The 12,423-nt window shown below is 58.9% G+C and carries 6 protein-coding genes and 1 pseudogene; 4 read left to right on the top strand and 3 right to left on the bottom strand.

The genetic code is table 11. The features are described from left to right. Positions 1-521 precede the first annotated feature (521 nt). Both AC066Y_RS40385 and AC066Y_RS40380 read left to right on the top strand, forming a co-directional pair. The gene (locus tag AC066Y_RS40385; RefSeq protein WP_478278702.1) at positions 522-1,247 is read left to right on the top strand and encodes a thermonuclease family protein; all 726 of its coding nucleotides are present in this window, start codon (positions 522-524) and stop codon (positions 1,245-1,247) included. Positions 1,248-1,258: 11 nt separating this feature from the next. Beyond that, positions 1,259-2,002, top strand: coding sequence for a carbonic anhydrase (locus AC066Y_RS40380; protein ID WP_478278701.1), 744 nt, complete (start codon positions 1,259-1,261; stop codon positions 2,000-2,002). 1,858 nt (positions 2,003-3,860) lie between these two features. Here the strand turns inward: AC066Y_RS40380 and AC066Y_RS40375 are convergent. Next, entirely contained in the window at positions 3,861-5,033 is a 1,173-nt protein-coding gene (locus AC066Y_RS40375) for an 8-amino-7-oxononanoate synthase (protein ID WP_478278700.1), read from the bottom strand. Between the two features lie 725 nt (positions 5,034-5,758). On the opposite strand from AC066Y_RS40375, the gene AC066Y_RS40370 reads away from it, so the two are divergent. After that, positions 5,759-6,076, top strand: coding sequence for a Dabb family protein (locus tag AC066Y_RS40370; RefSeq protein ID WP_478278699.1), 318 nt, complete (start codon positions 5,759-5,761; stop codon positions 6,074-6,076). Positions 6,077-7,752: 1,676 nt separating this feature from the next. Here AC066Y_RS40370 and AC066Y_RS40365 read toward each other — a convergent pair. Continuing rightward, positions 7,753-8,334, bottom strand: coding sequence for a LabA-like NYN domain-containing protein (locus tag AC066Y_RS40365; RefSeq protein WP_478278698.1), 582 nt, complete (start codon positions 8,332-8,334; stop codon positions 7,753-7,755). 909 nt (positions 8,335-9,243) lie between these two features. Here AC066Y_RS40365 and AC066Y_RS40360 point away from each other — a divergent pair. After that, positions 9,244-10,623 (top strand): acyl-CoA dehydrogenase family protein, encoded by a 1,380-nt coding sequence (locus AC066Y_RS40360; RefSeq protein ID WP_478278697.1) that lies wholly within the window; start codon positions 9,244-9,246, stop codon positions 10,621-10,623. Between the two features lie 199 nt (positions 10,624-10,822). Here the strand turns inward: AC066Y_RS40360 and AC066Y_RS40355 are convergent. After that, positions 10,823-12,081 (bottom strand): annotated as a pseudogene (locus AC066Y_RS40355) (Glu/Leu/Phe/Val family dehydrogenase). Positions 12,082-12,423 lie beyond the last annotated feature (342 nt).

The following is a 12,423-nucleotide window of genomic DNA, read 5'->3' as shown; positions in this document are numbered from 1 at the left end:
CGTTGCAAAGTACCGGTCGTCAGGCGGTGAAAAGCCGAAGGCAATCCTGTGCGCCTCGTCAGAGCAGATGTACGGCCGCATCAATCGGGCCCAAAAGCCGCACTCTCACGAATAGGACGGGCTAGCAACGCCGCCTCTTCCGCTCGGCGGCGAAGGCGACCACCCGCCCCCGCTTCTTGCGAGCCTTTAGAGGTATGGCGTGCCAAGCGCCGTATTCCTGGTCGCGAGTCGAGGGCTGAAATATGCGGGATCTCTTCCTCAGGTCCAGAGCGGGAGACACGTCCGGGGAGAGGGGAAGTGCGCTGGAGATGCCAGAAGCACATCGAAAAATGCTCCCAAAGAAATCGCTTGAATCTCACCCAACGTCAGGTCGTAGGCTGAAATATATGCAAGCTTCCTCAAAAGCATCGTCGAACGATGCAGACCAGATGACGTATCTGTGCAGTCAAGCAGTCGGCTGTGACGACACCGGATCGCTGCGATTTCGTGAGTCGATGAACCAAGAGCGAAAGGATATTAGGATGAAGTACCGCGTAATGATGGCAGCATTGCTAGCTATCATCGCGTCTCCTGTTTGCGCGGCGAAACTGAGCGGTGCTCCCCAAATCCTCGACGCCAATACAATAGAGATCGAGCAAACGCGAATTCGGCTCTCGGGTATCGAGGCCCCCGAGACTGATCAGATTTGCCTGGATGCTCATGGCCGGAAATGGGCCTGCGGGGTAGCGGCTCGCGACGCCCTTATCGACTACTCGAAAGGACGAATATGGGATTGCCAGACCGCAGGAGTAGACAAGTACGGCAGGTCTCTCGGCAGTTGCTTCATCGAGGGCCAGGACGTGAACGCCTGGATGGTAAGCTCCGGTTGGGCACTGTCATCCAAGCCATCCGCCCATGTTTACGTCATCAATGAGGTGGCAGCGAGCAATGCCTTTGCCGGCCTGTGGTCGGGGGCATTCATCACCCCTTGGGACTGGCGCCGCCGCAACAAGAGCACGATCATTGTCGGCGTGAGCTCGGTGCCGAACGAGGCCCAGGAACTCCTGCTCGGATCCGCTCTGCTATCTGACCCACCCTCGCCCGACTGCCTGATAAAGGGCACCGTCGACCGTAACGGCGAGCGCACGTATCACTCTCCTGGGCAACTCAGCTACGGACAAATCGACATGACGAAGAAGCCGGCTGAACGCTGGTTCTGCAGCGAAAACGAGGCCGAAGCCATCGGGTGGCATAGGGCCGCGCGATAGAGGTCCTCCCCATGCATGCAAACCACTCACAGGACACTCTCTATCCGACCGAGGTCGCGCCTTCGCGCCGCTCGCTGTTGCTGTTCGCTATTTCGGCATTTGTGGTGCCGTTTGCCGGAAACATTGTCGACGCGAAGCAAGCAACAGCGCCGCCGAAGCCGGATAACCAACTCTCGCCCGATGCTGCGCTGAAGCGGCTGATGGAGGGTAACGATCGTTATGTGCAGAGCGTGTCGCGAGTACGCGATCTGGAACGGGAGCGCCGACTTTTAGTCGATGGCCAGAATCCATATGCGGCGGTTCTGAGCTGCGCCGATTCGCGAGTAGCGCCCGAGCTTGCCTTCGACAGCGGACTTGGTGATTTATTCGTATGCCGCCTCGCCGGTAACTTCGTCAACGATGACACGCTAGCTAGCCTGGAGTATGCGGTTGCCGTACTGAACACGCCGTTGATCCTGGTACTCGGTCACGATCGCTGCGGCGCGATAGACGCCACGATCAACTCGCTTGACGAAGGCAAGCCGGCGCCGGGACATATTCGCTCCATCGTCAGCGCGCTCGCGCCTGCCGTAAGAGGGTCGCGCCACAAACCAGGTGACAGCTCTGCCGATGTGATCCGGCAGAATGTGATCGATAACGTCAATAAGCTCAAATCCGCCAGCCCGATCCTGAACCCGGCTGTTGAGCAGAAAACACTAAAGATCGTCGGCGGTCTATATCGGCTCGAAACGGGCAGGGTCGACGTATTGGGCTGACGCTGGTCCCTTCGCGCGATCGCCCAGCCGGTCTGCCCTGCCCCCTCAATCGACTGACACAACATTCGCAGGTCCATCGGGCGCATCAAGTACACCGGACGTGATCCGCTTCACGATTGTCATAGCTTCGGGATAATGTTTTGCGTGGTCTCCTGATATTGGTCACATTCTTCGTACGTATGTTGGCAACGCGCGGTCCAGCACCAGGAATCTCGATATCGCGGCCGATGTTGATCATTATCGCTGTCTGGAACAGCGTTGCGACGGCCACTCAGATTCAGCCGCTGCCATCGCCGCCCGTGGAGAGGCTATCCTTCGCGTAAATGTTTTTGTGGCCTTATGGTGCGTTCGAAGACGATGCCGACGGCGATTTCACGGAACTGGTCCACGCCGACGCTTCGGCGGTTCTCTGAAGCCGCGATCCGCCAGGGGCGGAATGCTGTCCACCCGCTGGCGGCACGCGACAGTCCATTGCTGAGCTATGAACAGTCGACATAGTTGGAACCACTGTAGCGGCCGGCTCCGCTGGTTCTATCCCGGCGTCTCTCACCCAACCCGCCTGAGCCTAACGAACCCTCCCTCCATTAATTCTGCATTGTAAGCTCGGTCATTGAGGGCAATGGTTGTTATGTTGTTTGGACTAGGCATGAAGCCCGTTTCCTGCAGCTTCTCGATTAGGGCTGGGGGCGCCCACTGCTCCGGAAGCGGGAAACCTCTACGCGACGTCTCGAAGATAACTGCTCCGAAATCTGGTAGCCCCGCCGGCCCGGCTCCAATATTTTGGTCCTCCGGAGGGTTATGAATGAGACGCACGCCGCGAGAGGGGTCCATCGCGGTCGTATGGCGATGCCCTTTGATCTCATAGGTCATACTCGGCTGGTCGGCGTCAGGCAGGAGACCCAAGTGGTTCAGTCTCTCGACCATTTGCCCCGGGGCGGCTCGGGTGCCGTGGGAAAACTTGTGGGGAACGGCGAATGAGACATCGTATGCCGTCCCCTCAGGCACGGCGGCGACGATGACCCGGGTTCATTGATGATCCGACTGAATAGATAATGATCCTCTTGTGTCCAGGCGTACTCTCCTGGAGACCCTGGGGATTCGCCGCCGTTGATCTCATTGAAATCCATACCGCTCTCCTCTGTTTTAATCTCTTGCAGATCCGCCCCGCCGGTACTGCCACCGGTTCGGTCTAGGCGGCTCGACATCGAGAGAGAAGGTCTATGCTAAGAGGCTTGGCTTTCGAGAAGCTGGCGAGTTTCGGGGAGGTTGAGCGCACCGGCACTCGCGGCGGTCGTGGATCACAGGAAAGGTGATGTCTCGGGTCCAGGCCCGAGCTTAGGTCGATAAGTCCAAGCGAACGACCTACAATCATCGACCTTAGGCCATCGAGAAAGGGTCGGGGTGCCATCCTAAACCTTGCTGCAATCCCTCCCGTGGACGGGAGCTCCACTGCGACATGGGTCGATCCGGCGATCGGTCGGCATGCTGTTTGATGCTCAGTAAGCCTTCAATATCGCACGGGCTAAGGAAGCCACACGAGGCGGATCGTCCGGCCTTGGCAATCAAGCAGGGCTGAAGATTACATAAAGGAGAATTGCCACGACGATGGCTGTCCAGCCCACCGATGATAGGAAAAGTGCTGCTCGCGTCGGCATGTGTCGGTCTCTCATGTATCAGTCGACGAGGAGGCCGCCAGTGTTGGAACCGCAGCCTCGTCGAATTTGTGTTGAGCTCACGTACGCCGCATAAAGCGGCATTAATGCGTAAGGACATCGTGATCACCGATCGGAGAGGAACGATTTGCACGCACCAGCGCATCCCTCGGATATCGTTTACCGATCCGGATATCGACCTCACGTCATGATTTTGCGACGTCACCGTACCCCTCACCCCAAGTCTCTTCGACCAACGCATCAATCATATCGGATACATCATCTTGCCCGACATTAAGCGTCAGCGAGATCCGCAACCTTGCCGTTCCCACAGGCACTGTTGGTGGCCGTATGCCGCGGATATCAAAGCCGCGCGCCTGCAGTGCAGCGGCGAGCCGCATCGCGCGGGCGTTGTCACCCACGATGTAAGGAACGATCTGTGAGCTCGAACGGATAGGGCGGCCGCACATGGCGAACTGCCGATGCGCAAAATCGACAAGATCGGTCAGGCGTTGCTGCCGATCAGGCTCCTCCTGTAGGATCAAGAGCGCTTCCCGAGCAGCGACAACCATCAGGGGCGATGGCGCGGTGGCGAAAATGAATGGACGGCACCGATTGACCATGAAATCGCGCAATACGCCGGAAGCGGTCACAAGCGCGCCCTCCGTCCCCAACGCCTTCCCGCAGGTGTGGACCACCAGGATATCTTCGCGACCCTCATAGGGCGCGGTGAGCCCCCGTCCCTGGTCGCCGTAAACACCTGTGGCATGAGCCTCGTCCACGACCAAGAACGCGTCGTAGCGCTCGGCGATTGCGACCAGATCCTTGAGGGGCGCGAAGTCGCCGTCCATACTGTAGAGGCTCTCCACCACGATCCACACGCGTCCCCTTCCGCCCTTGGCGCGCCAGTCGCCAATCGTGTCGTCGACCGACTGCAGGTCATTATGAGCGCTTATCCGGAACTCGGCTCGGCCCGCTCGTACGCCTTCATGAATACTGGCGTGCACGAGCGAATCGAGAATAAGCAGATCGCCCCGCTGCGGCAGCGTTGTCAAAAGAGCGAAATTTGCGATGTAACCGCCGCCGAAGAACAGCGCTGTCTCAGCGTGGAAGAACCGCGCCGCCTCCGCTTCAAGAGCTTCGTGCTCCTCACAATTGCCGCGCAGGAGCCGTGACCCACCAGCACCGATCGGCGTGCCGGCATCGAGCGCCGTGAGCAGAGCCTTCTTCATACGCGGCGCGCTCGCCAGCGCCAGCGCCAGCGCCAGATAATCGTTCGAAGCAAAATCAGTTCCTGCGCGCGGCTTCAGGCCGCGCAGCCGATCGTCTTCTTTCAAGGCTTGCAGGGCCGCGACATAGCCATTAAGCGGCGTGTTCATTGATCAATTTCCTGCCGCCCCGCAGCAGGGCTGCGATCAATCGGTTCTTCGTGGCACATATCTCGGCTTTTGTCACCGACACGCGAGTGGATTCGCAAGCAGATCGAGGCGCGCAGGCCGAAGAAGCACCGCGCCTCCAGCCCGCCGGTCACGGACTGCCGTCCGGAGAAAACAAGCCTCATGCTTGGCTCAATCACGACTCTGACCGTCGCGACCAAGTGCACCAGGATCGCTCAGCGGCGCCCCCAATCGCACGCCCTTGACTTTGTTCCACAACATGAGTGAGCAAGCAGGACGAGCATGGCGACCCGATTCTCAACACGCCCGCTCTTGCCCGTGATGCCGACGCTGCTCACTTGGATGCCAAAGTCACGCGGAGACATCTGCGCCCTCCGTTTGTCCGCACCTAAAGGTCCTCCCCGAACGGCCTGAGAGAGTGCATACGGACATTCTGCCCTCGCGTAAGTTATTTGGCAGATTGGGCACCCTCATGCGCGCGCAAAGTCTGTACAGAACGGACAAACTCGCGCGCGTTCAGCGAGCGTGATCTAATTGCATCATAAGCGCACGCTCCGTACCTCCAACGATCGCGACATCACTCCCAATTTCGGCGCATCAAGTGACGACCTCCTTTGCGCGCCTCGCGGCACCCGCACCAGCGTTGCGGCGCGGCCAATCTCACGATAGTTATTTGACCGATTTGCAACACAAGCTTCGGGTCATCCATGATTCGTCACATCGTCTTGTTCTCAGCCATAGATGCGACTCACATCGATGAGATCATCGAAGGCTTGGCGGTTCTCACCACAATTCCACATGCGCGCCGGCTCGAGATCGCGCGCAATCGCAAGACCGACCGCTTCGATAACGATATCGTGGTCTATGCCGAGTTTGACAACGAGACGGAACTCGCAGCTTACAAGGCGCATGGCCTGTACCAGGAGGCAATCAGGCTGGTACGGCCACTTCGGGAGCTGCGCTTTGCGTCCGACTATGTCCACAGATTTGCGCTTCGCCGCGATTGGAGGAATGATTCAGCTTAGCCGGCGTGCCGCGTCCACGTGCGGGCGTTAACCCGACAGTCGATACCAAGAGCCTGCGGAATCCAAGGGAGCGGCTCTCTCATTGGAGCGGAGATCATCATCGGAGCGGACGCGAGACCAGTAATCGTTCGGTGACTAATCGTTCAATGCACGTCCGAGAATTGGAACGGGTCGAGCCTGTCACTGCATTGTCAGTCTGGCGGATCGACCGCATCTTACGTTTCTCGATAGACAAGAGCAGCAAGAGAATATCGCCTGGCTCAACGTACGTTTCATACCGTGGTCTGCCTTGCGTGCGATCGAACGGGCTGTCGTCGCCGTCATGATGCTTACCCCTCTTGCCTCACCGGCTCAAACGTCTGACCTCTGGCGGAGCTTGCTTTCGCCACCGCCTCCCCAGTTGGAGATGAACCCGAACATACGCGTTTGAACTGGATCGAGTCACGCCAGATCAGCGGATTGATGCGATCTGGCATTTGCGGACAGCTGTCTCAAGTTCGATAAACTTGCTTGATGATTTCGTTTCACGCCAATGTTCTGCACCGCACTTAACCGGAACTCGCCACGCTCTATGGCTCGCACAGCGTCGATGGAGGACTCCTCCACATAGGGGAGCCCGACGATTTCGCCGCCACCAGCGTCTGCCGACAGTGGCGATATCCCGTGTGATTATCCGCGAGCGTCTTCTTGATCTCGTATCGCGGAACACTGGACGGACTTCTGAAGGACGAAGACTGCCCATCGCGGTTTCAAGCCGCCTTCAGTCGAGACCTTCGTGGCTCCGCTGGCGTCGTAGCCCGCCAAATATCTGCGATCCTCGGCATTCGGGTTAGGGAAAGAACACGCGCGCGCCAACCGGCCACGCCCGTTGTTCTCCGATCGGACTTGCTCCAATTTCCCAACCCGCACCTCCCCGAAGGACATCAACCACTCCAGGACGCCCATGGCATCACGGACAAAGAATATGTTGGGAGCAGAGTTGGTCTGCAATGCGCCGCTTTCACCGTTGGCTTGCCGTCTTAAGATGCGCCAGATATCTGCCAACACCGTGGCGTAGATCGAAATTTCTTCTTGCGGCTTTACGTCGTGAACCACCACTCCCTGGGGATGAGCTCCATCAAAAACAGGCACTCAAAGGCCGATTTCAAGCGACACGTGGGGACAACTTGCATTTAAACATCGCGCTTAGTGAAGATAATGATGCGATCAAATACGGCTCGTTGGCGACAATCGAGCAGGAACAGGAACATGGTCAGTCATTTCTACCGACTGCTTTACCGATTCCGCATGCGCGCATATACCGAAGCACTGTTTCGGCGTAGCAGGCACGAGAAGCAGGAAAAACTCTGGCTGCAGTGCAGCCTGATGCGCCTTGGGAGCGAACTACGGCAATCCGAGCACTGGTCCAGTGCAGCGGTTCGGCCAGTCCAGGACGCGGCCGAAGCTATCGGTAGCTCCATCTGAGGACGCGGCAACTCGCCCTGCCGAGAACAGCGCGTTACGGCAGCAACAAGCGGCGCTGATGGCCGTGCATCAACGTGCACAACAGCATGAACAGACGCGACCAGCACCGACAGGAGGAAGTCATCGTGAGATGGTCGTGCTGTTGGACGGAGCGGGCGCGCCGCGGGTATCACGGCCACTTGCCATCAACCTGCACCGCATCACCGCATGCGCTATTCCGCGCTGACCGGGTCTCGCTTGCCAACACCGGTCGCGGGCTCGAGCCGCTCGGTCGGATCGCGCCCCAGCTTCGGCTTCAGCTGCGCTAGTTCAATAAAGTCGTCCGCTTGCCGCCGAAGCTCGTCTGCGATCATCGCCGGCTGGATCGCAATGGTGGAGATGACGGTGACACTGACGCCGCGGCGCTGCACCGCTTCAACCAACGAGCGGAAGTCGCCGTCACCAGAGAATAGGACCATCTGATCGATATGCTCCGCGAGTTCCATGGCATCGACTACAAGCTCGATGTTCATGTTGCCCTTCACCTTACGCCGGCCGCTGGTATCGAGGAATTCCTTGGTTGCCTTGGTGACGACAGTGTAGCCGTTGTAGTCCAGCCGATCGATGAGCGGCCGGATCGACGAATACTCCTGATCCTCAGCAATCGTCGTGTAATAGAACGCCCGCAGCAGCGCGCCCCGCCTCCGATACTCCTCGAGCAGGCGCCTGTAGTCGATCTCGAAGCCAAGCGCCTTGGAGGTAGCGTGGAGGTTTGGACCGTCGATAAAGAGGGCAAGCTTTTCGACTCGGGACATTCCTGCTCCAACCTCCAAAATGGATGCGCGGGGCAGCGCAGGCCATCGACTGTCCGTCTGCAAGGAAAGCTGGAGGGTTGGCAGCCAAGGGCTGCCTTCCAATAACCCGGAACGAGCTTTATGTCGAACTCATGCACCGCGGCTCTCCTGTTTCATCCACTTCATGTCATCGGTTCAAGGATCAAGCGGAGGCGCCGCAGCTCTGGCCGGCCAAAACCGCAGCAAAGCAGATGGTCTCATGACAATGTCATGTCTGGCGGCTCCCCCCGCTTGGAATTCTGACCCAGCAATTACGTTCACTCTCAGCACTTTTCGCTAGGTCACGTGCGGTTATCTCAGATCGCGGTGGCGATTTCCGTTCCGCTTATCCTTACGCTCAACGGCCTTCGTACAAGCCGCACCGTGGATTGCAATTCTGCACCTGCGCCCAGCGTTTCGACCGATCCGCTAGACAAGCTGGATCTCGCACGTGAGCCCGGTGCAGGCAAGCAACAGAGGCCGGCTGGTCCGCGGCTGAGGTCTATTTCAGTTCGTTCGCCTCGTGCCGTGTCCGCTTGATGACACAGTGACTGGAACCAGACACAGAGCGCGCACGCATTCTACTGACGCAGTTCGTGCCATGCGATCTCGCCCCGTGCAAACACAGCCGGCGGACCATGTTTGATGGCACGTCGATTGCTGGGGAAGTGGTAAGGGATCCGCGGGTTCGAGCGCGCCAAGTCAGGAATTGACGACGTGGGCTGGAGTGGTCCGCCGCCAAGTGTGAAAAATCGCCAGTCGAGAAGACATGACAAGATATGCGCTGACGTCAGCGCTCGCAGTCATAGTGCAGCTGAGTTGGATGGATCTCGCCGCCGCATATGGTTTGATTTGCCGCTTCGGCTTCAATGACAATGCCGAGGCCACATCTTGGCCAGCTTTCCCGGCCGTCAAGACCGCCTTAGACCCAATCCGTTCGGGATGTCGCTTGGAGAGGAGACTGCCTGCAATTCGATCAAGATCGATATCAACGCAATCGACGATCTTCACCGGCTGGAATCAATCCGGCCCCCGCCATGCGTGCGCAATCCGCATCAATCACGCTGGTGCGCCCCTGATCGTCTCAAGACACCGAGGACAAAAATGAACACGCCGCCAGAGATGATCGCGCCAGAAACCGATGTTTCGGCAGCGACGAGGGATAATCTGTCGCCGCTGCTGGCCGATATCCGCGCGCGTCGGAACGAGTTCGCCCGCGCGCAGAAGCTTCCAGACGACATCATCGACGCTTTCAAGCGCGCTGGCGTCTACAGGGCTATGGCCGCCAAGCGCTTCGGCGGTGAGGAGCGAACGCCGGCCGATTTTTGTCGCCTGATCGAGCGTATTTCCGAAGCGGACGGATCGGCAGGTTGGGTCGCCAGCTTCGGTGAAGGAGCTTGCTATCTCTCCGCTCTTCCAGACGACACGCTTTGCGAAGTATACGCAAATGGACCTGACGTGGTGTACGCAGGTGCGGTTTTCCCGCTCCAGACCGCCAAGCGAAGCGCCGACGGGTTTGTCGTGAACGGCGTGTGGCCATTCGCCAGCGGCTCACCGGGAGCGGAGCTGATAGGCGTTGGGATCACTGTGGAGGATGATCCAACAGGTGGTCTTGCACGTGTAGCCGTGATGCCGGCCGAGAAGGTGAAAATCCGTCCCAATTGGGACGTCATCGGCCTGCAAGGCACCGGCAGCCATGACGTCGTTGTCGACGATGTCATTGTGCCGGAGAAGTGGACCCTCATCCGCGGCGGTCCGCCGACACTCGACGGGCCGATCTACCGTTACCCGCCGGTGGCTTTCGCTGCGCAGGCGCATGCGATTGTCGGCATCGGTATTGCGCGCTCCGCGCTAGACGAGGTAGTCGCCATGGCCCGAAGCCGCGCCTCGATTACTGGAGCGCCCGTGATGGCGGAGCGCGGCTACATCCAACTGGAGGTGGCCAGAGCCGAAGCCATGCTGCGCTCCGCCCGCTCTTTCTTCTATGATGCAACCGAGGAGCTATGGAAGGAAGCGTTGAAGGGAGCGGTCCGACCAAACACGACGACGCTGATGCGGCTCGCCGCGACCAACGCCGCCCGACAGAGCGCTGAGGTCTGCAAGATCGCGAGTGGTCTCGCCGGAACCGGGTCGCTCTATGCGACGAGCAACCTGGCGCGCGCGATGTGCGACAGTTTCGTGGTTGCCCAGCACGCCGCTTTAAACGAAGGCACGCTTCAGAGCGCCGGCCGCCTCTTGCTCGGAAGTCCAGCACCGCCGGGCTTTCCATGAAGTCGTATTCACGGGAATCCGCACGGCCCGCATCAACGGATCGTCGGACCCGCGTCATGATGCGGGAACGCACAGCATCGATCCCGCGCGATCGTGCCAAATCTAGCCGCCTCTGCACTTGGCCACTGCTATACAGATCAAAGTGGATCAGAACGCCCATGCGAGCGAGTAGATACCAAATCGAAGACACGTCAACAGGCTACGGGAACAGTCCGCGTGTCTCCTTTGCACCGCGTACCCGCTCCACACCAATGGCCATAGCAGCAGTGCGATTGGAAACCCCGTCCCGCTTGCTTCGCGACAACACCCGATCAAACGCCCGGTCCAATATCTGATACTCCCGACGCATGACCTCTTCCTCCTCCCAGAACAATTGCTGAAGGTCCTGCACCCATTCGAAATAACTAACCACCACACCTCCTGCGTTGCACAGAATGTCCGGGATCACAAACAACTCTCTCTGGCGTTTTTCGAGAACTCGATCGGCTTCTAGCGTGGTCGGGCCATTGGCTCCTTCAGCTAGTATTCGGCAACGCAGGTTGCCTGCCAATGTCGTTGATCATCCGTCAACCGCGGCCGGAACAAGTATGTCGCAATGCAATGCGAGCATCTCCATCGAATCGAAAGCGAGCTCACTGGAATAACCGATCAAGCTGCCGTGCCAGGCGGTATGCCTGACCAGCTCGGGAATATCGAGACCCCAGGGCCGGTAGAGCGCGCCGGGTGTGATCACTTACCGCGATCACTTTAACTCCCATATTATGCAGCTCGAGTGCAGCGATCGAGCCGACGTTTCCGAATCCCTGTACAATCGCAGTTGCGCCATCGAGACGGATGTTGCGCTCATCTGCAGCACGACGGGCCAGATGAGCAACACCTCTGCCTGTGGCTTCCCGATGCCCCAGGGTTCCGCCGGCGCTGATAGGCTTTCCCGTCACGATTTCCGTAACCCTTCGTCCCTGATACATGGAGTACGTATCCATGAACCAGGCCATGATCTGCTCGTTGGTTCCCATATCGGGCGCCATCACGTCTGTGTGGGGCCCGACGAACGGGATCATCTCCTGCATATATCGACGAGAAAGCACCTCGAGTTCGCGCCTAGACAAGCTCGCCGGATCGACGTCGATTCCTCCCTTCGCGCCGCCATACGGCAGTCCGACCAATGCGCACTTCCAGCTCATCGAGACGGCCAGTGCCGCGACTTCGCCGAGATCAACGCTTGCTGCGAACCGTGTGCCCCCCCTTCGTGGGGCCAAGCGTCAGGTGATGCTGCACGCGATAGCCTTCGAACACGGCGGTCGTGCCGTCATCGCGATGAATCGGACAAGAGACCGTGACCGCGCGCTTCGGCATCAGAATCCTGGCTCTCGCGTCCTGCGGTATGGATAGATAGTCTGCGATGACCTCGAATTGCCTTACGGCCATGTCAAAGACTGGCCCATGGTATGCCGTCACGTTCGCTTCCCTGGTTCGCGGTTAGATGCTGGATCAGGTGGTGGATTCGGTATTGTCGCTTTGTAATATTTCATCCGGTCTGCGACAGACCCACTCCTGTGAAATAACAATTGTTGGCCCGGGCCCGGATGGCCCATCTGTTGCCCCACATTGCTTCTCGATGGAAATCCTTGGCCGCAGCATCCGCCGCGCGGGACGGGGACAGACCGGGCGCCCTACAACGACGGGCATCAATTTGCCGACCGAAAGCAAGTTCTGCCAAACGCCGTATCGCTATGTGCACTATCGATAGTCCGTGATATGGACTTTCGGCTCCCCAGCAGTGAAGGAGCGTTCACCTTA

The organism is Bradyrhizobium sp. USDA3010 (assembly GCF_056429065.1).
The sequence above is the reverse complement of the archived record's forward strand: the minus strand, read 5'-3'. Positions and strand labels throughout refer to the sequence as shown.